Source organism: Bordetella flabilis, from assembly GCF_001676725.1.
Taxonomy (GTDB): Bacteria; Pseudomonadota; Gammaproteobacteria; order Burkholderiales; family Burkholderiaceae_B; genus Bordetella_C; species Bordetella_C flabilis.
The window spans coordinates 328,706-348,676 of record NZ_CP016172.1 but is presented as its reverse complement, the minus strand read 5'-3'; the positions used below and the strand labels follow the sequence as shown (position 1 = coordinate 348,676).

Here is a 19,971-nt window from a genome sequence, read left to right as displayed (position 1 = left end):
AATGATGACGACAGCAGCTTCCGCGACGCATCCGGCCGAGGCGCTGATCCTGGCGCGGCTGCAACCGCTGGTCAGGGAACGCGCGGCGGCGGTGCGCCTGATGGTGTTCGATGTGGACGGCGTGCTGACCGACGGCAGCCTGTACTACGGCGAGCACGGCGAAATATTCAAGCGCTTCAATGCGCTGGATGGCCACGGGCTGCGCCTGCTGGCCGAAGGCGGAATCGGCGTGGCGCTGATTACCGGCCGTTCCGGCCCTATCGTCGACCGCCGCGCCGCCGAACTGGGCATCGCCGAGGTGATGCAGGGCGTGCGCGACAAGGGCGCTGCCCTGGCCGCCGTGGCGCAGCGCCGCGGCGTGACGCTGGACCACACCGGCTACATGGGCGACGACATCATCGATCTGCCCGCCATGCAGCGTGCCGGCTTTGCCGCGACGGTGCCCAATGCGCCGGCCTATGTTGCGCAGGGCGCGCATTGGATCGCCACGCTGCCCGGCGGCAGCGGTGCGGTACGCGAATGCTGCGATGTGCTGTTGGCCAGCCAGGGCCGGCTTGGGCAACTGCTCGTTTCCCCGGGCCTGCTTGGCCCGGGCGCCATCCAATAGGGCCCGCATGTCCTCAACCCTTTACGGCTCCCCGGGATGAAAGAACGTTTTCCGTCGCTGATCGCCCTCTTCCTCCTGCTGTCCCTGGTGCTGGGCACATGGTGGGCGGCCGACTATACGCAGCGGGCCGTACCCACGGACCCGCCGCGGCGCCTCACCCACGAAATGGATGCGTGGTCGCGCAACTTCGTCATGGTGCGCACGGATGTGGATGGCAAGCCCATCAACCGCCTCGAAGGCGACTATGGCGAGCACTATCCGGATGACGACTCCTACGTGGTGACCAATCCCCGGGCCGTCGGCCTGCGCCCGAACACGCCGGTGACCGTCGCCACATCGGAAACCGCCACGATGTACGAGGGCGGCAAGCGCATCGTCATGGACAAGGACGCCCACATGCATCGCCAGGCCGACGCCGACACGCCGCCGCTGGACGTGCGCAGCCAGCAACTCGTCCTGCTTCCCGACGAAGACCTCATCACCACCGACTTGCCCGCCCTGGTTACGCGGGGACAATCGCGCATGAACGGCACCGGCATGAAGTACAACAACAAAACCCGCCAGCTGGAGGTCTACGCGTCCACCAACGTGGAAATCGCCCCGGCCGACACGCAGCGCGCCCAGCCCAAACCGAACCCGCCTGCCGGCTCCTCCGCTGCCCCCGCGCAAGCGCCCGCCCACGCTCCCACAGAAAAACAACCATGATCGAACTTCGCAAACGCCTGCTGCCGATGTGCCTGACAGGCGCCATCCTTGCCGCCGCGGGCGGCGCGCATGCCCAGGCCGTCGCGCCGGCCGGGCAGCAAGCGGCCCCGTCCAAGAACACACAGGTGGCGCCGGCCGGCAAACCGGCGGGCAACGGCGGCAGCAAGCCGGCTCCCACCCCGCCGGCCGAAGAGCCCAATACCGTGATCCTGTCGGAAAAGCTGCATTACGACGACGTCAAGAAGACCAGCGTCTTCACGGGCAATGTCATCATGACGCGCGGATTGATGACGCTGCATTCCGACGAGTTGCAGATGCACGAGGACGCGCAGGGCAACCAGTACGGCACCGCCCTGTCCGATCCGGGCAAGATGGTGACCGTACGCCAGGAGCGGCCCGAGAATTTCGAAGTGATCCAGGGCGTCGGCAAGCGCGCCGAATACGACGGCACCCGGAGCACCTTCGACCTGATCGGCCAGGCGGTGGTCACCCGCTACATCTGCGGCAAGCCCTTCGACACCATCCGCGGGCAACGCGTGCGCTACAACGAGAAGGCGGGGACCTACGAGGCGGTCGGGGGTCCGGAATCGGCGGCCGCCGGCGGGCGCGTGCGTTCGGTCATGGAACCGCGGGCGCGCACCGACGCAGCCATCGCCGAGTGCCGCAACTCGCAACAGGGCAAGGAGCCAGCCGGCAAAAGCCCAGCCCCGCGGAACCCGGCATCGTCCGGCGCGTCCAACACCCAGTCCAAAGTGTCCCCAGCCAACGGGGACGCCCCGGCCACCCGGCCGGCCCGTGGCAACTGACGCCGCGGGACGCGCCTGCTGCGCCCGCCCCGACGCGCGGTCCGCCCCGACCGCCGTCCGCCCTTGACTTCACCAATTCCCCTCGATGATCACCAAAGCGACTCCCGATACGCAGACGCCCGTAGCCTCCCCCACCAGCAGCCTGCGGGCCATCGGCCTGCGCAAAACCTATCACGGGCGAGCGGTCGTGCAGGACGTTTCGCTTTCCGTGGACAGCGGCGAGGTCGTGGGCCTGCTCGGCCCCAACGGCGCCGGCAAAACCACCAGCTTCTACATGATCGTGGGGCTGGTGCCGGCCGAAGCCGGCCGCATCGAGATCGATAGCGAAAACATCACGGGCCTGCCCATCCACAAGCGCGCCCGCATGGGGCTTTCGTACCTGCCCCAGGACGCCTCGGTATTCCGGCGCCTGACTGTCGAGCAGAACATCCGTGCCGTACTCGAATTGCAGCTGGACGAGCATGGCCGCCCCATTTCCAAGCAGCAGATCCAGGAAAGCCTGGAATTGCTGCTGGACGAACTGCAGATCGGCCATATCCGTGGCAATACCGCCATTTCGCTGTCCGGCGGGGAGCGCCGCCGCGTCGAGATCGCGCGCGCCTTGGCGACCAGCCCGCGCTTCATCCTCCTGGACGAGCCCTTCGCCGGCGTGGACCCCATTGCGGTGATCGAAATCCAGCGCATCGTGCGCTTCCTGAAGAGCCGCGGGATCGGCGTGCTGATCACCGACCACAACGTGCGCGAAACGCTGGGCATCTGCGACCGCGCCTACATCATCAGCGAAGGGAAGGTGCTGACGGATGGGAATCCGGAAGACATCGTCGGCGACCCCGCAGTGCGCCGCGTCTACCTGGGCGAGCACTTCCGAATGTAAAAGTTCTCACCTGTACCCTTCCGCCGGGGAAGAGTATTCGAGGGACGGATTGAATTGGCCCACAGAGTCTTTACACTAGGGTTACAGGGTTTCTTCCAACGCACTTTCCAAGAGGAGATTACGTAACGCGTCCTTATGCGCCGTCCGGCGCACGAACCTTTACTTGGCAGAAGGAGATTGCATATGAATCTGAGCATCTGCGGTCGTCATCTCGACGTCACCCCGGCTATCCGGGAGTATGTGGTCAACAAATTGGCGCGAGTGCTGCGGCATTTCGATCACGTCATCGATACCCAAGTCATGTTGTCGGTGGAACCTTTACGCCATACCGCTGAAATCACCATGAGACTGCGGGGCAAGGACATCCACTGCGAAGCGCAGGATGAGAACCTGTACGCCGCCATCGACTTGCTTGCCGACAAAATCGACCGACAGGTCATCAAGCACAAGGACAAGGTCCAGAGCCACGCCACCGAGTCTGTGAAGCGGCAACCTCTCGCGGCATAGCCGCCCCGCGCCTCACGACGGCTCGCTGACGAGCTGAGCAAGACAGCGCCAAGCGCGCGATAGTCCATCCGACCGTGCCGATGTCCCGCAGATCCCGCATCCGGGGCATCGGTCCCGCCAGACAGCTCCTCCTCCCTTCCCGCCCCCCATCCCGCAAGCCATCTGCCGAACCCGGAATGCCGCCTCGTCGCGCCACGCCCCGCTTTTTTGCGTCGCGGCATATGCACATATAATCCCGTTATGAAACATCTGCCCCGCATCCTGCCTGCCGGGAATGTCGTGCTCGACCTGCTGGCCACCAGTAAGAAGCGGGCCTTCGAACAGGCGGGTCTGCTTTTCGAGAACCACCACGGCCTGGCGCGATCGACCGTATTCGACAGTCTCTTTGCCCGGGAGCGGCTGGGATCCACGGGTTTGGGCCAGGGAGTGGCCGTGCCGCACGGCCGCGTGAAAACCCTGACCGAGGCATTGGCCGCCTTCATCCGGCTGTCCCGCCCCGTTCCGTTCGATGCCCCGGACAATCAGCCGGTCGGCATGCTGCTGTTTCTGCTGGTGCCGGAGAACGCGACGCAGCAGCACCTGGATATACTCGCCGAGCTCGCGCAATTGATGTCCAATAAGCCTCTGCGCGAGGCATTGGCCACCGAAACCGATCCGGTGGCCGTCCATCGCATGCTGACGACCGGCAAACTCTGATTCCTCCATCGCCATGCTTACCGTGCAGGAACTGGTCGACGACAACGCCGACAAAATCCCCTTCAACTGGATCGCGGGACAAGGCGCGGCGGACCGTATCGTTCCGGATGACGGCATGGCCGCAGCCGACCTGGTCGGTCACCTGAACCTGATCCACCCCTCGCGCATCCAGGTGTTCGGCCAGGAGGAACTGGCCTACTACACGCGCTTCGACCTGCGGCGCCGCATGCACCACATGGACGAGCTGCTCATCGGGGGCGTGCCCGCCATCCTGCTGGCCGACGGCCTGACCGCACCGCAGGACCTGATCGACCAGTGCGACCAGCACCAGGTGCCCCTGCTGAGCACGCCCGTCGCGGCGGCGCAGTTGATCGACCTGCTGCGCATCTACCTGGGCAAGAAGCTCGCACCGACCACCACCGTCCATGGCGTCTTCCTGGACGTGCTGGGGCTGGGCGTGCTCATCACCGGCGAATCCGGCCTGGGCAAGAGCGAGCTGGCGCTGGAGTTGATTTCGCGCGGGCACGGCCTGGTGGCGGACGACGCCGTCGAGTTGTCGCGCACCGCGCCCAACATGATCGAAGGCCATTGCCCGTCGCTGCTGCAGAATCTGCTGGAGGTGCGCGGACTCGGCCTGCTCGATATCCGCACGATATTCGGCGAGACCTCGGTGCGTCGCAAGATGCGCCTGAAGCTGATCGTGCACCTGGTGCGCGCCACGGCGCAGGACAAGTTCGAACGCCTCCCCTTGCAGGACATCACGCAGGACATGCTGGGACTGCCCATCCGCAAGGTGATGCTGCAGGTGGCCGCGGGCCGCAACCTGGCCGTGCTGGTGGAAGCGGCGGTGCGCAACACGATCCTGAAGCTGCGCGGCATCGATACGCTGGGCGAATTCATGGAACGCCAGGCAATGGCGATCCTGCAGAACAGTAAATAGGCGCTGCCGCCAGCGAGCACGGCGGCACGACGAATGGCGGCCGGCGCTCAACACGGCGCGCGGCGCTGCGGCATGCCCCCGCCGCGTTGTCGCGCGCGATGTCCAACGGGATGCCCCCTTGCTGTGTGGACCGCGCCTATCCGCCCACTGCGCGGGCCTGCTTCACCTGCAAGGACGTCACGCCGCCCGCGGCGTTGCCCCAACTGTTGCGGATATAGGTCACGACCGCCGCCACATCGTCGTCGCTGAGCACCTGGCCGAAGGGCGGCATGCCGTGCGGCTGTGGATTGGCGGCGGTGGCGGGCGCGAACCCGCCTGCCAGCACCATTTGGATGGCATTGCCGGGATACGGCGCCACCACGCCGATGTTGCCCGCCAGCGGCGGCCAGTCGCGGCCACGGCCCTGGCCCTCCGCGCCATGGCATTGCGCGCAGTGCTGCTCGTATAGCGCGGCGCCGCGCCGCATACCGCCTGCCGCGCGGACCACGGGCGCATCCCCGGTTGACGGGGCCGGGATGGTCTTCAGGTAGGCCGCGATGGCCTGCGCATCCACATCGGACAGGTATTGGGTGCTGCCGACGACCACTTCCGCCATCGGGCCCGCCGCCGCGCCATGCCGGCCGGTGCCCGTCTTCAACAGCATGACGATGTCGTCCTCGGACCAGCCGCCCAGGCCGGTTCGCGCCGCGCCATCCAGCGCGGGTGCATACCACCCCAGGCCGGCGATATCGCCGCCCGGCAAGCCCGCTTCCTGCGCCGTGGCGCCCAGCGCATTGCGGGGGGCGTGGCAGGCAACGCAATGACCCAGCCCGTCGACCAGGTACCGGCCCCGCGCGATCAGCGCCGGGCGGTCGGGCACGACGGCATCGGCGGCGGCGAACGCAGGCACGGCGGCCCGGGCATCTGCATGTACCCCTGGCTTGAAGTACAGCCCGCGCCACAACGCCAGCAAAGGCCGCCAGCCATAGGGAAAGTCCAGTTCGTGGGGCCGGCTCGGCTGGGTGACGGGCGGAATGCTCCGCAGGTAGGCATACAGCGCGTCGGCGTCCGCGCGGGTGATGCGGGTGTACTCGGTATAGGGAAACGCCGGGTAGAGCAGCGTGCCTGAAGGCCCCTTGCCCTGGTGCAGCGCGCGCCAGAAGTCATCCGCCGTCCAGTTGCCGATACCCGTGGCGGCATCGGCCGTGATGTTGGGCCCATAGAAGGTGCCGAAAGGCGTCGGGATGGCCGCGCCGCCGGCGTAGGGCTTGCTTCCGGGCGCCGTGTGGCAGGCCATGCAGTCGCCCACCTTGGCCAGGTAGGCGCCGTACGCGACCTGCTGCGCCGGGTCGCCGACGGCCTCGCGCGGGCCCGTGGAGGAGTCGTCGCGGTAGCCCAGCCATGCGAGGACGGCGAGCGCGGCGATCGCGATGGCGAGCAGCACGACGACCGCCTGCGAGACCCGGCGCCACGCCGATGGGCGGCGTCGGATAGGTTCGGACGATGAAGAAATGGGCATCGGTGTCGCGCTATTCCTGGGTCTGGCTGCCGCATGCGGTGGGCAGCGAAATGGAGCCGGCGGGGTTAGGCTGATACGGCTGCGGGACCGGCTGGGAGGACAGCCATGCCGCCACCGCGCCGATGTCTTCCGGCGTGAGCTGGCGCGCCACCTGCGCCATGCAATCGGGTTCGTGCGCGCGCCGGGTGCCGCTTCTCCAACTGCCGATCTGCGCCAGCAGGTAGTCGCGCGGCAAGCCCAGCAGGCCGGGTATTCCGGGCGCCAGCCCATCCAGGCCGGCGCCGTGGCATGCCGTGCAAGCCGGGACGCCGCGCCCCGGGTCGCCGCTCACGGTGAGCAGGCGGCCGCGTTCCAGCGTGGCCGGCGCGACGTCGGCACGCGCCGGCGCGGGATACGGCGCATGCTGGCCGGCGAACCAGTCGGCGATCTCGCGCAGATAGGGATCGGGCAGGTTGCGCAGCAGATGCGACATGGGCGGATACTGGCGCCGTCCGTCGCGGAAATTCTGCAGCTGATGATAGAGATAGTCGCGTGGCTTGCCCGCCAGGCGCGGGTAGTAGCCGTCCGGACCGGCGCGGCCCTGTTCCCCGTGGCAGGCCGTACAGGCCGCAAGGCGGGCACGCATGGTGCCCGGCTCCAGGGGCGCAGGCGCCTGCGCACGCGCCGCCGGCAACGCCGCGGCGGCGGCGAGCAGCAGCGCCGCGCATGCTGCGCGGCCATGGCGGAAACGCGGCGTGGAAAAAACGGTGTGAAAGCGAACGGTCATGGCGGCGTGTCGGGTGGTCCGGCGCGCCGATGCCGATGCGGCATGGGCAGAACCCGGGGGAACAGGTGCAAGCGTAGACCACGGATGCCGTCAGGAACAGGGGCAGTTGCACGGTTTACGGGCATATCAGCGGGCGGCGCCGGCGCAAGCGCCACGGAAATCGTGCACAATCATGCCCATGTTGAGCGTCGTCCTGATCACCGGCATTTCCGGCTCCGGCAAATCCGTCGCCCTGCGGCTGCTGGAGGACTCCGGCTATACCTGTGTCGATAATCTGCCCGTCCGTTTCCTGGCGGACTTCATCGCCAGCGCCCGCAGCGATGACACGCACCGCGTGGCGGTCGCCATCGACGTGCGGTCCCCCGGCGAGCTGGCCGAACTGCCTGCGGCCATCGCCTCGCTGCGCGCCATGGGCACCCGCATGCGCGTCGTATTCCTGGACGCCGATACCAATACCCTGGTGCAGCGCTATTCCGAATCCCGGCGCCGCCATCCCCTGACCGATCGCCTGCAGCGCAGCGGCAAGCCTGCCTCGCTGCTGGATTGCATCGGCGTGGAGCGCGAACTGCTGGCGCCGCTGCGCGACCAGGAACACGTCATCGATACCTCCGAGCTGACCCCCGGACAGCTGCGGGCGTGGATCCGGGACCTGGTGCAGGCCGACCGCCAGGCCATCGTGCTGACCTTCGAATCGTTCGCCTACAAGCGCGGCGTCCCGCGTGACGCGGACCTGGTCTTCGACGTGCGCTGCCTGCCCAACCCGTACTACGACCCCGTGCTGCGGCCGCTGACCGGGCGCGACGCGCCCGTGGCTGCGTATCTGGCCGGCTTCGACGCCGTGCGCCAATTGATCGACGACATCACCGGCTTCATCCGCAAATGGCTGCCGCGCTACATGGAAGACACGCGCAGCTACCTGACGGTGGCTATCGGCTGCACCGGCGGCCAGCACCGTTCGGTCTATGTCGTGGAGCAGTTGGCGCAGCGCTTCGCCGATCACAAACCCTTGCTGGTCCGACACCGCACCCAACTCCCCGAAGAACAGGCATGAATTTCCGGCACCTGCGCAATCTACTGGTCATCGCTTTGCTGGTCGCGGTGGTCGCGGGTTGTTCCAGTACCGGCGGACGCAAGCGCGGCGGCTATTACAAGGACGACGGCCCCGACGCGAATCCGCCGTCCAACCTGGACGCGGTGCCGGATGCCGAGCCCCGCATCGAACCGCTGGCGAGCGGCGCCAACAGGCCCTATGTGGTGTTCGGCAAGCGCTACGTACCCGACACCAGCGATCGGCCGTACACGCAGCGCGGCATCGCCTCGTGGTACGGCAAGAAATTCCATGGCAATTCCACGTCCATCGGCGAGCCGTACAACATGTATGCGATGACGGCCGCGCATCCCACCTTGCCGATCCCGAGCTACGCGCGCGTGACCAGCGCCATCAACGGGCGCACCATCATCGTCCGCGTCAACGATCGCGGGCCGTTCCATGACAACCGCATCATGGATCTTTCCTATGTGGCGGCGTACAAGCTGGGGATACTGGGACCCGGAAGCGGCCAGGTCACGGTGCAACGCATCCTGCCTGACGAGATCCGGCGCATGGTGGCGGAGCGCAACAGCGGCAGCACGGCCGCCGCGGCCGCACAGCCCGTAGCCGCTTCCACCGAGGCCGGTGCACCGACGGCCCTGCCCGTGTCCGCGCCGCCAGCCGTGGCGGCGGCGCCGGTCGCATCTTCCGGCGCGGCCGCCTTGAACACCTTGCCACAAGCCGGCGCCGCGCCGGGGACGCCGGGCAGGACCACGCCGCTGCCCTTGGAAACCGGCACGCCGCTGGCGGCGCCGGCCCCGGTGTCCGCGCCGCCTGCGGGAGCGGCCGGCGGCACGGTCTACCTGCAACTGGGCGCCTTCAGCATGCCCGCCAATGCACAATCGCTGGCCTCGCGCGTCAACGCACAGTTGTCCGCGATGGGGGTTCCGCCGGCCACTGTAGAGCAGTCCGGTGCGTACTACCGCGTGCGGGTCGGCCCGTATGCCGACCGCAATGCCGCGATGTCGGCGGTCCAGGCGGTGGCCGACCGTACCGGCATACTTCCCAGCATCGCGACCCAGTAACACCGCCAGGTAGCGCCACCCGGTGGCGTCAACCAGTAAGCACTGGCGTTATCCGCTGAGGTCCGGCGGCGCCGGCCACCGGCGTCGCGCAAGGAGGCGACCGGCAATCCCGCCGGCGACGCGCCCGGTAATGCCCCCGGTAATGCGCGCGGGCAATGCCGCGCCGCGACACCGTCCCGCATCACCAGAGCGTGCCTTGCCGTGAATCGGCGTTGGCGCGCCGGGCATCGCGGGCCGGGGTGGCGTAGGCGTGCCCTTCCAGCGCCAGCAGCGCCTGCTTGCGGGCCAGGCCGCCGCCGAAACCGGTCAGCGCACTGTCGCTGCCGACGATGCGGTGACACGGAATGAAGATGGATATCGGGTTGCGTCCGACCGCCTGGGCGACGGCGCGCACGGCCGCGATCTGCGCGCAGCGGCCGGCCAGCGCGCCATAGCTTTCCAGGGCGCCGAAGGGCACGTCGCGCAAGGCATCCCATACCCGCCGCTGGAAGGGCGTGCCCCGCGTGGCCATCGCCAGCGAAAACGCCCGCCGCCGGCCGTCGAAATACTCCGCCAGCTCGAGCGCGGCCTGGTCCAGGACGGTCCCTTCGGCCTGTCGATCCGGCGCCGAGGTGTCGCCGTAGGCATCGGGCGGCATCGCCCGCTGGCTGGCCGCCAAGGAGGCCCGCGGCCTGTCGCAGCATGCCTTCCTGTCCGCATCCGTGTCGTCGGCCGGCCCGGCCGGGCAATCCGCCTGGTCCAGGAACCAGGCGCCGGTCAGCGCGCCGCCCCGGGCTCGCAACAGCATGCGGCCCAGGGGCGTTTCGACGATGCGCTGGGATGCCGGTGTCATGTCCCGCCGTCCCGCACGGCCGACTGCGGGCCGGCTTGCGTGGAAGCATCGGGGCGCGCCGGCGCGCCGGACGCCGCATCCGGGTTCTTGCGCGCCAGCGCGCGCGCATACAGCACGTCGCGCGGCAGTCCGCTGACGCGCGATGCGATGCGCGCCGCGTCGCGTACCGACACCGCATCGAGCAAGGCGTCCAGCAGGGCGTCGGTGGCGGGGTCCATGGCGTCGCCGCTTTCGGCGGCCGGCGCGGCATGGGCGATCAGCACGAACTCGCCCTGCGTGCGGTGCGGCTGCGCCTGCAGCCATTCCCGGGCTTGCGCCAGGGGCAGCGTGGCGATCTCCTCGAAGCGCTTGGTCAGCTCGCGCGCAATGGTCACATCGCGCTGCGGCCCGCACACCGCCAGCATGTCGGCCAGCGTGGCCGCCACGCGGTGCGGCGATTCGAACATCACCACCGGCGCCGCCAGCCCGCACCATTGCGCCAGCCAGCGTTGCCGCGCGGCCGACTTGGGGGGCGGAAAACCGGCGAACGCGTAGGCCGGGTTTTCATCGGAGGTGACGCCGCTTCCCATCAGGGCGGTGATCACCGCGCTGGCGCCGGGCACGGGCACCACGGTGTAGCCGGCCTGCCGCACGGCGCGCACGATGCGCGCGCCCGGATCGCTGACCGCCGGTGCGCCGGCATCCGATATCAGCGCCACGCGCTGGCCCTGGGCCAGGCGCTCGCAGATGGCCTGGGCGGCGGCGGCCTCGTTGTGCCGGTGCGCGGCGATCAAGGGCGTGGCGATACCCCAGGCGTCCAGCAGGTTGCGGCTTTCGCGGGTGTCCTCGGCGGCGATGACGTCGGCCCGCGTGAGCGCCTCGCAGGCGCGCAGCCCCAGGTCGCCCAGGTTGCCGATGGGCGTCGCGACGACATACAGGGTGGCGGCCGGCCAATGCTGGGCGGCGACGCGCTCGGCGACGCGGCGCCACGCCTCGCGGCCCGCCGGCGATGCGACGTTTTCGTTCATTGGGGAAAAAGGTGAAAGCAAACCATGTCAGTGTAGTGGCTTATCCCCGGTCCCGCCGCCATGGCCGACGATACGCCCGCCCTGCTGTTCGAACTGGCCCGCCGCGCGCAGTCCGCACGTGCCCGCGCGCGCCGACGCGCACGCCGCGAGAGCGCCGGGGATGAACGGGCGGCGCGCGTGGCCCATGCCGCGGCCCCCGCCGATGCACTCCGGCAGTCCGCGGCCCAGCGGCGCGGCGCCGCCTACGAAGACCGCGCGCTGTCCTTGCTGGTGGACGCCGGCCTGCAACCCCTGGCGTGCAACCTGCGCTGCCGGGCCGGGGAGATCGACCTGGCCCTGCGCGACGGAGATATCCTGGTCCTGGTCGAGGTCCGGGCCCGCGCGGGCAGGCGCTACGGCGGCGCCGCGGCCAGTGTGGACCGCCCCAAGCAGCGGCGCCTGGCGCGCGCCGCCGCCTGCCTGCTGCCCGGCCTTGCGACGCGCCATTGGCAGGGACGCTTGCCCAGGGTGCGGTTCGACGTGGTGGCCTTCGAAGCGGACGGCCCGGTCTGGCTACGGCATGCCTTCGGCGGCATCGACCCCATGAGATAATCCGCGCCATGATGGAAATGAAGACCCGCATGGTGTCGCACTTCAACACGGCGATCGCCACCCAACAGGCCGCCCGCGACACATTGGCCGAACCGCTCGCGGTCGCGGTGGACATGCTGTTCGGCGTGCTGTCCAGCAACGGCAAGATACTGGCCTGCGGCAATGGCGGATCGGCAGCCGACGCGCAGCATTTCGTGGCCGAACTGGTCGGACGCTTCGAACGGGAACGGCTGCCCCTGGCGGCCGTCGCGCTGAACACCGACACGGCCATCCTGACGGCGGTCGGCAATGACTACGGCTATGACGAAGTCTTCGAACGCCAGGTCAATGCATTGGGACAGCACGGCGACGCGTTGGTGGCGATTTCCACGAGCGGCAATTCGCCCAACGTGGTGCGGGCGGTCCAGGCCGCACAGGAGCGCGAGATGCACGTCATCGCGTTGACCGGCAAGGGCGGCGGCGTGCTGGGGGAACTCATGACGCCCCACGACGTCCATCTCTGCGTGCCGAGCGACCGCACCATGCGGATCCAGGAAATCCATATTCTGCTGCTGCATGCACTGTGCGACGGTATCGACGCCTTATTGCTGGGAGACCCCGAATGACATCCAGAACCCGATTGTTCGCTGTACCGCTGGCCATCGCCCTGACCGTGCCGGTGCTGCTATCCGCCTGCGCGCCCGTGGTGGTGGGCGGCGCGGCGGCGGGCGCCGCGGTGGTGGTGACCGACCGGCGCACCTCCGGCATCCAGCTGGAGGACTCGAACATCGGCTTCAAGGTCGAGCGGCTGGCGTCGCAGAAATTCGGCGACTCCGCCCGGATCAGCGCGAGTTCCTACGAAGGCGTCGTCCTGTTGACGGGCGAGGCGCCCACCGAAGCGGCCAAGGAACAGGCGACGGCGCTTGCGCGCGGGGTGGAAAACGTCAAGAAAGTCGTCAACCAGATCACGGTCGGCCCCATCGCCAGCTTCGGCACGCGCTCGAACGACACCTGGCTGACCTCCAAGGTCCGCACCGAACTGCTGAACACCCGGTTCGTGCCCTCCGGCACCATCTCCGTGACGACCGACAAAGGCGTCGTCTACCTTCAGGGCAAAGTAACCCAGGCGGAAGGAGAATACGCGGCCAATGCGGTGGCGGGCCTGAGTGGGGTGACCAAGGTGGTTAAACTGTTCGACATCATCAGCCGCGAGGAAGCGGTGCGGTTGTCTGGATCCGGTTCGGGCAATGCCCCGGCGACTGGCGGTTCCAGCCCCGGGCGGGCGCCGATCGAAACCGGGGGCAGCGGCGGCCTCGAACCCGGCATGAGCGGGCCTGACGGCAGCGGAACCGGCGCGGGTGGCGGTGGCGGTGGCGGCGGTGGCGGCGGTGCCCAGGCCATACCGATCAAGTGATCCGGGTAACGTGTCCAAGGGCGGGGATCGATCGTAGTCGCGTGCGTTCCCGGAAGGAATGCGAAGGGATGGTGTCCTTATGAAGAAACTCGTTGTCGCAATGGTGGTGGTGGTGGCCGCGGGCATCGCCGGCTGGTTCATCTGGCGCCCGGTACAGGCCGCGCCCAACGTGACGTTCGCGTCCATCGACGGGCAGCGCATCGCCTTGCAGGACCTGCGCGGCAAGGTGGTGCTGGTCAAGTTCTGGGCAACCGACTGCGTGACCTGCATCAAGCAGATGCCCAGCACGATCGCCGACTACAACCGCTACGCGCCGCAAGGCTTCCAGACGGTGGCGGTGGCCATGCAGTACGACCCGCCCAACTACGTGCTGAACTACGCGCAGACCCGCAAGCTGCCTTTCACCGTGGCCCTGGATACCCAGGGGCAGCTCGCGCAGGCATTCGGCAATGTGCAGTTGACACCGACAGCCTTCCTCATTGACAAGCAGGGCCGCATCATCAAGCGCTACCTGGGCGAGTACGATCCCAAGGAATTCCACGCGCAGGTCGAAAAAGCGCTGGCCGCAAGCTGACCGCGCCCCCGGCGGGCGCGCCTGTCCGGCATGCGCGGACGGCGCGGGCCGCCCCCGTCACCGTCTACGCAAGCTCGTCACGCCCCATGGCAGAAACCTCCGCGCCTTCCCCTTCCAATATCCCGGACGTGATCGTCACGCCGCACGGGCACGTGTTCGCCTTTCGCGGCGGCGAGCTTCTGGTGCGCGAGCACGACCTGGCGCTGCCGGGGGACGAACTGCGCGGCCAGGTGGCGGCGACCGATATCGAGTGGCACGCCGTCGGCACGTATGCGGGGCGCGGCTGTGTCAGCGCGGCGCTCGGCCGCGACATCCAGGCCCCGGCGGGCTACGTCTTCAAGCGGCTGCGGGAAATGCTGGGCGTGCTGGGCGAGGAAGGCGCCTCGATCGCCAGCCGCGCCTTCCAGGTCGCGGAATGGGCGCGCACGCACCGCTACTGCGGCGCGTGCGGCACGGCCACGGTGCGCGTGCCGGAAGAGTACTGCATGAAGTGTCCGCGCTGCGGGCTGTCCGCGTATCCGCGCATCTCCCCGGCCATGATGGTCCTGATCAAGAAGGGAGACAGCATCCTGCTCGCGCGCAATGCGAACTTCGTCGCCGGCCGCTACAGCGCCCTGGCGGGCTTCGTCGAGGCGGGTGAATCGCTGGAGGCGACGGTGCACCGCGAGGTCTACGAGGAGGTCGGCCTGAAAGTCCACGACCTCAAATACTTCAAGAGCCAGTCATGGCCGTTTCCGCATTCGCTGATGCTGGCCTTCACCGCGGAATACCTCAGCGGGGAGATCCAGGTCGATGGCAAGGAAATCGTCGACGCGCGCTGGTTCGGCCCCGGCGATACGCTGCCCGATATCCCGCCGCTGGATTCCGTCGCCGGCTCGCTCGTGCGCGCCCACCTGCCGGCTGGCGCGGTCACTTATGACCAAAAATAATATATAAAACGAAAATTCTTTGTTTGCGTTACTAAGCGAGCCGGGCATGATGCCACGGCCGTCCACCCCGGACGGCGTCTGCCTGCCCAGCCGCCCACCCGGACGGTTGATGCCTGCCCCAACCGGCCATTCGGGACGGTTGTTGTCTGTCTTGGAGCCGTCCCCTTGATCAAGCGTCTTCTTGTCACCTCCTTCGCCGCCGCCATGCTGGCGGGTGCGGCGACCGCCTCGGCCCAGCAAACGCTGCTGAATTCCTCATATGACATCTCGCGCGAACTTTTCACCGCGATCAATCCCAAGTTCGTCGCGTACTGGAAAGAAAAGACCGGCGAAACGGTGACCGTGGAGCAGACCTTCGGCGGCACCTCGCGGCAAGCCCAGGCCATCATGCAGGGCCTGAAGGCGGATACGGTGACCTTCAACCAGGTCACCGACGTGGACGTGCTGGCCAAGCGCGGCCTGGTCGGCAAGGATTGGCAGAAGCGCTTCCCCGGCAACAGCTCGCCCTACTACAGCACCATCGCCTTCCTGGTGCGCAAGGGCAACCCCAAGCACATCAAGAGCTGGGACGACCTGGTGCGCGATGACGTGAAGGTCGTCTTCCCCAACCCGAAGACCTCCGGCAACGCGCGCTATACCTATCTGGCGGCCTGGCTCTACGCGCTGCAGAAATTCAATGGCGATGAAGCCAAGACCCGCGCCTTCGTCGGCAAGCTGCTGCACAACGTGGAGAGCTTTCCCACCGGCGGCCGTGGCGCCACGGTGGCCTTCGCCCAGAACAACCAGGGCGACGCGGTGCTGACGTTCGAATCGGAAGTGCGCAACATCGCCGTCGGCGAGGAGTTCAAGGCGCTCGGCGCGGAAGTGGTGGTGCCGCCGGTCAGCGTGCTGGCCGAATTCCCGGTGGCCGTGGTCGACAAGGTGGTGGACGCCAAAGGGACACGCAAACTGGCCGAGGCCTACCTGCAATACCAATACTCGCCCGAAATCCAGGAGCTGCTGGCCAGCTTCAATTACCGCGTGCGTGACCCGGCCATCGTCCAGAAGTACGCCAGCCGCTTCCCCAAGGTAGAGCTGCTCGATCCGCAGAAATTGCTCGGCTCCTGGGACCAGATCCAGGAAACGCATTTCAAGGGCGGCGGCGTGCTGGACCAATTGCTGGCCGGCAAGTCCTGATGCTGCGCGGGCCGCTGCGCGCCGCTATATCGGCGGCCGCCGTGGTGCCGCCGGCTTCCGCAGGCAGACCTCCCGGCCGCACCGGCATGCAGGGATGACTTCCACGCCGACCCCGCGGCCCGGGTAGACTACGGCCCCGGGCGCCGCGTCGGCAAGGCCAGGCGCCGGCCGGCCGCATTGCGCGGCCGGCCGGTTTTCATCGCAAGGGTATGTCGAGATTCTTCCAACAACATCCGACCCTGCCGGGGTTCGGCCTGAGCTTCGGCGTCAGCAGCCTGTTCATCTCGCTGGTGATCCTGTTTCCCATCGCGGCCCTGCTCGCCTATACCAGCGAGATGAGCGCCGCGCAGTATTGGCAGGCCATTACGGACCCGCGCGTGCTGGCGAGCTACCGCGTCACCCTGCTGGGCGCGGCGCTGTCGACCGTGACCGTCGTGCTGTTCGGGTTGCTCCTGGCCTGGATACTGGTGCGCTACCGCTTTCCCGGCCGTCTGTTCCTGGACTCGCTGGTCGACTTGCCGTTCGCCCTGCCCACCGCGGTCGCCGGACTGACGCTGTCCGTCCTGCTGGGACCCGCCGGGTGGGTGGGCCAGTGGTTCGACCAGATGGGCTTCAAGATCTCCTATGCCTTTCCCGGCCTGGTGTCGGCCATGATCTTCACCAGCCTGCCTTTCGTCGTGCGGTCGGTGCAGCCTGTCCTGGAAGAAATCGGCCCGGAATATGAAGAGGCGGCGCACACGCTTGGCGCCAGCGAATGGCAGACCACGTGGCGCGTACTGTTGCCGGCCCTGGCCCCGGCGGTATTCACCGGCGCCTCGCAGGCGTTCATACGCAGCCTGGGCGAGTTCGGCGCGGTGGTCATGATCGCCGGCAATATTCCGTTCAAGACCGAAATCACCTCGCTGATGATCTTCGTGCGCGTGTCCGAATTCGATTATCCCGCCGCCTCCGCCATCGCCACGGTGGTGCTGGCCGTTTCCCTGCTGTTGTTGTTCGCGTTGCATGTGCTGCAGGGCCGCCTGCTGCCATGGCAGCGCCCCGGACGTTGACCATGCGAAAACCGCACAACTGGCGCCAGTGGGCCCTGATCGCCATCGGAGTCGCCGGCGCCTTCCTGCTGCTGGTGCTGCCGCTGGCCCTGATTTTCCAGCAGGCGTTGTCCGGGGGATGGCACATGCTGCTGCAGAACCTGGGCGACGAGGAAATGCAGCACGCGATCTGGCTGACCTTGCTGGCCGCGGTGCTGACCGTGCCGATCAATGTGGCCTTCGGCATCCTGCTGGCGTGGTGCGTGACGCGCTACGAATTCCGCGGCAAGCAGGTGCTCACGACCCTGGTGGATATCCCGTACGCCACCTCGCCGGTCGTGGCCGGCCTGTGCTACCTGGTCGTCTACGGCATGGAAAGCGCCGTCGGCGGCTGGCTCAGCGAACACGATATCCAGTTGATGTTTGCGTGGCCGGGCATCGTCATGGTCACGGTGTTCGTGACTTCGCCGTTCGTGGCGCGCATCCTGATCCCGCTGATGCAGGCCCAGGGCTCGGACGAGGAATACGCCGCCCTGACGCTGGGGGCGAACGGCTGGCAGATCTTCTGGCGCATCACCCTGCCCAACATCAAGTGGGCCCTGCTGTACGGCACCGTGATCACCAATGCGCGCGCGGTCGGGGAATTCGGCGCGGTGTCGGTGGTCTCGGGCGCGATCCGCGGCCAGACCGTCACCTTGCCGCTGCTGATCGAGCAATTGAGCGACGACTACAAGACCGTCGGCGCGTTCACGGCCGCGGCCTTGCTGGCGTGCATGGCGCTGCTGACCATGGTCGTGAAGACCGCCATGGAATGGGGCCAGCGCGTCAAGCTGCGCGGCCCCGCGCATTAGCCCGCCGGCGCACGGCGGCGCCACAACTGCCATGCCAGGAAGGCAATGATCAGCACGTTGGCCAGCACGACGACGGCGCTGAGCAGCGACGGCCGGTGCAGCAGGTGGCGCACCTCGAAGGGCACATAGATGGCCCCGGACAGCGCCCCCAGCCATTCGCCCCACGCGCGATCCTTCCACAAGCCATACGCCTCGGTCAGGCGCAGCGCCACATAGGCCGTCGCCAGCATGACCAGGGCCTGCACGCTGGTGTCCTGCAACAGCGTGGCGTAGTGCAGCAGCGCCATCGGGTAATGTCCGCCCGGGTCCAGGCCGAAATGCCCGATCATGACCTCGACCATATGGCGCAGGTCGTGATGCAGCAGGCTCAGCAGCCCGATGCTGGCCGCCAGCGCGCCGATGCCTTTCAATGCCTCGAACAGCGCGATCAGGCGCTGTGCCCGCCGCCGCGTGGCCACCTCGGCGGGCACGATCGGCGGGCTGCGAGGGTCCGTCCTTTCCATGGCGCCGCCCATGCTCAGCCCAACCTTGCCGGCCGGTGCCGGCCGCAGTCCCGGTGCATGCAGGCCGGCGACCTGTCCGCCGTTCCTTCCAGCGCCGCCTTGGGCGCTCGCCATCCTGGGACCTGGGCCGTGCGGCGTCCGCGATCGGGAAAATAAATGTTCATTCGACGGATCCTTGGCGGGCATGCGTGGGGCGAGCGGGCCGGCGCCCGATGGCGGACGCCTGGTGTCCGGGCGTGGACGCGGCTGCGACTAGCATAGCGGCTTTCCTCGCGGCGGTCGGCCATGGGAGAATTCCGTCCAGAACATCAAGAGGATCCCAGCATGCCTTCATTCGACGTCGTGTCCGAAGTGGACAAGCACGAGCTCAGCAATGCCGTCGACCAGGCCAATCGCGAACTGGCGACGCGTTTCGACTTCAAGGGTACGGACGCCAAATTCGAACTGGAGGAATACGTCGTGACGCAGATCGCGCCGTCGGCCTTCCAGCTCAAGCAGATGCTCGATATCCTGCGCGGCCGCCTGACGGCGAGAGGCATCGACCCGCGCAGCATGGACGCGGCCGAACCGCTGGTCAACCTGGGCGGGGCGCGGCAGAAGGTCACGCTGAAGCAGGGCATCGAACAGCCTGTCGCCAAGAAGCTCATCGCCGCCATCAAGGACGCCAAGCTCAAGGTCGAGACGCAGATCAACGGCAACAAGCTGCGCGTCACCGGCAAGAAGCGCGACGACCTGCAAAGCGCGATCGCGCTGCTGCGCAAGACCGACGTGGACCTGCCGCTGCAATTCGAGAACTTCCGGGACTAGGGCCGCCCATCGCGGGCCGGCACGCAGCCAACCGCGCGGCGATGTGACTTGCAAATCAAAAGTCACTCACGTAGAATCACTTTCAAATCGCAAGTCACTCTGCCGGCCGCCTGCCAAACCCCCATGCCCCACACCGATTTCGCCGCCATGCCCTGCCCCATCGCGCGCACCCTTGCTCGCGTGGGCGAACGCTGGAGCATGCTGATCCTGCGCGATGCCTTCTACGGCATGACGCGCTTCGATGAATTCCGCAAAAGCCTGGACATCGCCCCGAATATCCTGACCCGCCGGCTGGCCGAACTGGTACAGGCGGGCCTGCTCGAAAAGCGCGTCTATACCAGCCGGCCTACCCGCTACGAATATGTGCTGACGCAGCAGGGGCGCGAACTGCGGCCGATCATGCTCGCCATGGTGGCCTGGGGCAATCGCCATTTCTCCCCGGAAGGGCCGGCGCTGGCCGTGGTGGCGCGCGAAACCGGCGCGCCGGTCGAGCAGTGCTGGCTGGACACGTCCACGGGACAGGTACTGGGCCTGGACGGCGTCACGGTGATGGCCGGCGCCGGCGCCACGCCCGGCGTGCGCGAGCGGATCGCACTCGCGGCGCGCAAGCACGGCGAATCGGCGGCTGACGAAGCGCCCCACGACCCCCAGGACATCCAGGACCCCCACGACCCCGAACCGACCACGGCGGCCTGACCCAGGCGCCCGCTTGCGCCGTGGGCGCCGCAATCCGACCTCTTACCCCAGAGCCTGTCCATGTCACGCA

General features: G+C 67.9%; 23 protein-coding genes and 1 pseudogene. 19 read left to right on the top strand and 5 right to left on the bottom strand.

Annotated elements, in window-relative coordinates:
• Positions 1 to 4: 4 nt before the first annotated feature.
• The 7 genes from BAU07_RS01595 to hprK all read left to right on the top strand — a co-directional run bounded on the left by BAU07_RS01595 (position 5) and on the right by hprK (position 5,135).
• Positions 5 to 607: a KdsC family phosphatase gene (locus BAU07_RS01595; protein WP_066664536.1), complete on the top strand. Its 603-nt coding sequence runs from the start codon at positions 5 to 7 to the stop codon at positions 605 to 607.
• Between the two features lie 36 nt (positions 608 to 643).
• Positions 644 to 1,312 (top strand): LPS export ABC transporter periplasmic protein LptC, encoded by a 669-nt coding sequence (gene lptC / locus BAU07_RS01590; RefSeq protein ID WP_066653164.1) that lies wholly within the window; start codon positions 644 to 646, stop codon positions 1,310 to 1,312.
• The gene (gene lptA / locus BAU07_RS01585) at positions 1,309 to 2,118 is read left to right on the top strand and encodes a lipopolysaccharide transport periplasmic protein LptA (RefSeq protein WP_084025093.1); all 810 of its coding nucleotides are present in this window, start codon (positions 1,309 to 1,311) and stop codon (positions 2,116 to 2,118) included. The genes lptC and lptA overlap by 4 nt, the downstream gene beginning before the upstream one ends.
• 85 nt (positions 2,119 to 2,203) lie before the next feature.
• Positions 2,204 to 2,992: an LPS export ABC transporter ATP-binding protein gene (lptB, locus tag BAU07_RS01580; RefSeq protein WP_066653161.1), complete on the top strand. Its 789-nt coding sequence runs from the start codon at positions 2,204 to 2,206 to the stop codon at positions 2,990 to 2,992.
• A 183-nt stretch (positions 2,993 to 3,175) separates the two neighbouring features.
• Entirely contained in the window at positions 3,176 to 3,499 is a 324-nt protein-coding gene (hpf, locus tag BAU07_RS01575; RefSeq protein WP_066653158.1) for a ribosome hibernation-promoting factor, HPF/YfiA family, read from the top strand.
• Between the two features lie 240 nt (positions 3,500 to 3,739).
• Positions 3,740 to 4,195: a PTS sugar transporter subunit IIA gene (locus tag BAU07_RS01570; protein ID WP_066653152.1), complete on the top strand. Its 456-nt coding sequence runs from the start codon at positions 3,740 to 3,742 to the stop codon at positions 4,193 to 4,195.
• 13 nt (positions 4,196 to 4,208) lie between these two features.
• Entirely contained in the window at positions 4,209 to 5,135 is a 927-nt protein-coding gene (hprK, locus tag BAU07_RS01565; RefSeq protein ID WP_066653150.1) for an HPr(Ser) kinase/phosphatase, read from the top strand.
• A gap of 136 nt (positions 5,136 to 5,271) precedes the next feature.
• On the opposite strand, the gene BAU07_RS01560 is transcribed toward hprK, so the two are convergent.
• Together BAU07_RS01560 and BAU07_RS01555 are read right to left on the bottom strand one after the other, a co-directional pair.
• Positions 5,272 to 6,633, bottom strand: a complete 1,362-nt coding sequence (locus BAU07_RS01560) for a c-type cytochrome (protein ID WP_066653148.1) — start codon at positions 6,631 to 6,633, stop codon at positions 5,272 to 5,274.
• 10 nt (positions 6,634 to 6,643) lie between these two features.
• Positions 6,644 to 7,399 (bottom strand): c-type cytochrome, encoded by a 756-nt coding sequence (locus tag BAU07_RS01555; RefSeq protein WP_066653146.1) that lies wholly within the window; start codon positions 7,397 to 7,399, stop codon positions 6,644 to 6,646.
• Positions 7,400 to 7,577: 178 nt separating this feature from the next.
• On the opposite strand from BAU07_RS01555, the gene rapZ reads away from it, so the two are divergent.
• Positions 7,578 to 8,450 carry an RNase adapter RapZ gene (gene rapZ, locus BAU07_RS01550; protein WP_066664533.1) on the top strand — a complete coding sequence of 291 codons (873 nt, stop codon included), beginning with the start codon at positions 7,578 to 7,580 and terminating at the stop codon, positions 8,448 to 8,450.
• Positions 8,447 to 9,514 carry a septal ring lytic transglycosylase RlpA family protein gene (locus BAU07_RS01545; RefSeq protein WP_066653139.1) on the top strand — a complete coding sequence of 356 codons (1,068 nt, stop codon included), beginning with the start codon at positions 8,447 to 8,449 and terminating at the stop codon, positions 9,512 to 9,514. The genes rapZ and BAU07_RS01545 overlap by 4 nt, the downstream gene beginning before the upstream one ends.
• A gap of 181 nt (positions 9,515 to 9,695) precedes the next feature.
• On the opposite strand, the gene BAU07_RS01540 is transcribed toward BAU07_RS01545, so the two are convergent.
• On the bottom strand, positions 9,696 to 10,346 hold the full coding sequence (locus tag BAU07_RS01540) for a methylated-DNA--[protein]-cysteine S-methyltransferase (RefSeq protein WP_066653133.1): 651 nt from the start codon (positions 10,344 to 10,346) through the stop codon (positions 9,696 to 9,698).
• Between the two features lie 86 nt (positions 10,347 to 10,432).
• Positions 10,433 to 11,353: pseudogene (gene rsmI, locus BAU07_RS01535) on the bottom strand (16S rRNA (cytidine(1402)-2'-O)-methyltransferase); the annotation flags it as partial.
• 60 nt (positions 11,354 to 11,413) lie between these two features.
• On the opposite strand from rsmI, the gene BAU07_RS01530 reads away from it, so the two are divergent.
• The 8 genes from BAU07_RS01530 (at position 11,414) to cysW (ending at position 17,895) form a co-directional block, all read left to right on the top strand.
• Positions 11,414 to 11,944, top strand: coding sequence for a YraN family protein (locus BAU07_RS01530; RefSeq protein ID WP_066653121.1), 531 nt, complete (start codon positions 11,414 to 11,416; stop codon positions 11,942 to 11,944).
• 11 nt (positions 11,945 to 11,955) lie between these two features.
• Positions 11,956 to 12,549 (top strand): phosphoheptose isomerase, encoded by a 594-nt coding sequence (locus tag BAU07_RS01525; RefSeq protein WP_066664530.1) that lies wholly within the window; start codon positions 11,956 to 11,958, stop codon positions 12,547 to 12,549.
• Positions 12,546 to 13,337 (top strand): BON domain-containing protein, encoded by a 792-nt coding sequence (locus BAU07_RS01520; RefSeq protein ID WP_066653119.1) that lies wholly within the window; start codon positions 12,546 to 12,548, stop codon positions 13,335 to 13,337. Before BAU07_RS01525 ends, BAU07_RS01520 begins: the two co-directional genes overlap by 4 nt.
• 79 nt (positions 13,338 to 13,416) lie before the next feature.
• Positions 13,417 to 13,911 (top strand): peroxiredoxin family protein, encoded by a 495-nt coding sequence (locus tag BAU07_RS01515; protein WP_066653117.1) that lies wholly within the window; start codon positions 13,417 to 13,419, stop codon positions 13,909 to 13,911.
• An 86-nt stretch (positions 13,912 to 13,997) separates the two neighbouring features.
• Entirely contained in the window at positions 13,998 to 14,840 is an 843-nt protein-coding gene (gene nudC / locus BAU07_RS01510; RefSeq protein WP_084025087.1) for an NAD(+) diphosphatase, read from the top strand.
• Between the two features lie 165 nt (positions 14,841 to 15,005).
• The gene (gene cysP, locus BAU07_RS01505; RefSeq protein WP_084025083.1) at positions 15,006 to 16,016 is read left to right on the top strand and encodes a thiosulfate ABC transporter substrate-binding protein CysP; all 1,011 of its coding nucleotides are present in this window, start codon (positions 15,006 to 15,008) and stop codon (positions 16,014 to 16,016) included.
• 209 nt (positions 16,017 to 16,225) lie between these two features.
• The gene (gene cysT / locus BAU07_RS01500; protein ID WP_066653115.1) at positions 16,226 to 17,065 is read left to right on the top strand and encodes a sulfate ABC transporter permease subunit CysT; all 840 of its coding nucleotides are present in this window, start codon (positions 16,226 to 16,228) and stop codon (positions 17,063 to 17,065) included.
• Between the two features lie 2 nt (positions 17,066 to 17,067).
• Positions 17,068 to 17,895, top strand: coding sequence for a sulfate ABC transporter permease subunit CysW (gene cysW / locus BAU07_RS01495; RefSeq protein WP_066653113.1), 828 nt, complete (start codon positions 17,068 to 17,070; stop codon positions 17,893 to 17,895).
• On the opposite strand, the gene BAU07_RS01490 is transcribed toward cysW, so the two are convergent.
• Positions 17,892 to 18,512: a DUF2127 domain-containing protein gene (locus BAU07_RS01490; protein ID WP_232338225.1), complete on the bottom strand. Its 621-nt coding sequence runs from the start codon at positions 18,510 to 18,512 to the stop codon at positions 17,892 to 17,894. The genes cysW and BAU07_RS01490 overlap by 4 nt on opposite strands.
• A 210-nt stretch (positions 18,513 to 18,722) precedes the next feature.
• Between BAU07_RS01490 and BAU07_RS01485 the strand changes: the two genes are divergently transcribed.
• Together BAU07_RS01485 and BAU07_RS01480 are read left to right on the top strand one after the other, a co-directional pair.
• Positions 18,723 to 19,205: a YajQ family cyclic di-GMP-binding protein gene (locus BAU07_RS01485; protein WP_066653107.1), complete on the top strand. Its 483-nt coding sequence runs from the start codon at positions 18,723 to 18,725 to the stop codon at positions 19,203 to 19,205.
• 123 nt (positions 19,206 to 19,328) lie between these two features.
• On the top strand, positions 19,329 to 19,901 hold the full coding sequence (locus tag BAU07_RS01480; RefSeq protein WP_066653101.1) for a winged helix-turn-helix transcriptional regulator: 573 nt from the start codon (positions 19,329 to 19,331) through the stop codon (positions 19,899 to 19,901).
• Positions 19,902 to 19,971 lie beyond the last annotated feature (70 nt).

Bases quoted from the DNA above. Each gene is read 5' to 3' on its own strand.
- BAU07_RS01485 (WP_066653107.1), top strand. From the start codon at position 18,723: ATGCCTTCATTCGACGTCGTGTCCGAAGTGGACAAGCACGAGCTCAGC.
- BAU07_RS01560 (WP_066653148.1), bottom strand. From the start codon at position 6,633: ATGCCCATTTCTTCATCGTCCGAACCTATCCGACGCCGCCCATCGGCG.
- BAU07_RS01555 (WP_066653146.1), bottom strand. From the start codon at position 7,399: ATGACCGTTCGCTTTCACACCGTTTTTTCCACGCCGCGTTTCCGCCAT.
- BAU07_RS01515 (WP_066653117.1), top strand. From the start codon at position 13,417: ATGAAGAAACTCGTTGTCGCAATGGTGGTGGTGGTGGCCGCGGGCATC.
- cysT (WP_066653115.1), top strand. From the start codon at position 16,226: ATGTCGAGATTCTTCCAACAACATCCGACCCTGCCGGGGTTCGGCCTG.
- rapZ (WP_066664533.1), top strand. From the start codon at position 7,578: ATGTTGAGCGTCGTCCTGATCACCGGCATTTCCGGCTCCGGCAAATCC.
- hpf (WP_066653158.1), top strand. From the start codon at position 3,176: ATGAATCTGAGCATCTGCGGTCGTCATCTCGACGTCACCCCGGCTATC.
- lptC (WP_066653164.1), top strand. From the start codon at position 644: ATGAAAGAACGTTTTCCGTCGCTGATCGCCCTCTTCCTCCTGCTGTCC.
- cysW (WP_066653113.1), top strand. From the start codon at position 17,068: ATGCGAAAACCGCACAACTGGCGCCAGTGGGCCCTGATCGCCATCGGA.
- BAU07_RS01540 (WP_066653133.1), bottom strand. From the start codon at position 10,346: ATGACACCGGCATCCCAGCGCATCGTCGAAACGCCCCTGGGCCGCATG.
- BAU07_RS01545 (WP_066653139.1), top strand. From the start codon at position 8,447: ATGAATTTCCGGCACCTGCGCAATCTACTGGTCATCGCTTTGCTGGTC.
- BAU07_RS01525 (WP_066664530.1), top strand. From the start codon at position 11,956: ATGGAAATGAAGACCCGCATGGTGTCGCACTTCAACACGGCGATCGCC.
- hprK (WP_066653150.1), top strand. From the start codon at position 4,209: ATGCTTACCGTGCAGGAACTGGTCGACGACAACGCCGACAAAATCCCC.
- BAU07_RS01570 (WP_066653152.1), top strand. From the start codon at position 3,740: ATGAAACATCTGCCCCGCATCCTGCCTGCCGGGAATGTCGTGCTCGAC.
- BAU07_RS01595 (WP_066664536.1), top strand. From the start codon at position 5: ATGACGACAGCAGCTTCCGCGACGCATCCGGCCGAGGCGCTGATCCTG.
- nudC (WP_084025087.1), top strand. From the start codon at position 13,998: ATGGCAGAAACCTCCGCGCCTTCCCCTTCCAATATCCCGGACGTGATC.
- BAU07_RS01520 (WP_066653119.1), top strand. From the start codon at position 12,546: ATGACATCCAGAACCCGATTGTTCGCTGTACCGCTGGCCATCGCCCTG.
- BAU07_RS01490 (WP_232338225.1), bottom strand. From the start codon at position 18,512: ATGGCGAGCGCCCAAGGCGGCGCTGGAAGGAACGGCGGACAGGTCGCC.
- lptB (WP_066653161.1), top strand. From the start codon at position 2,204: ATGATCACCAAAGCGACTCCCGATACGCAGACGCCCGTAGCCTCCCCC.
- lptA (WP_084025093.1), top strand. From the start codon at position 1,309: ATGATCGAACTTCGCAAACGCCTGCTGCCGATGTGCCTGACAGGCGCC.
- BAU07_RS01530 (WP_066653121.1), top strand. From the start codon at position 11,414: ATGGCCGACGATACGCCCGCCCTGCTGTTCGAACTGGCCCGCCGCGCG.
- BAU07_RS01480 (WP_066653101.1), top strand. From the start codon at position 19,329: ATGCCCCACACCGATTTCGCCGCCATGCCCTGCCCCATCGCGCGCACC.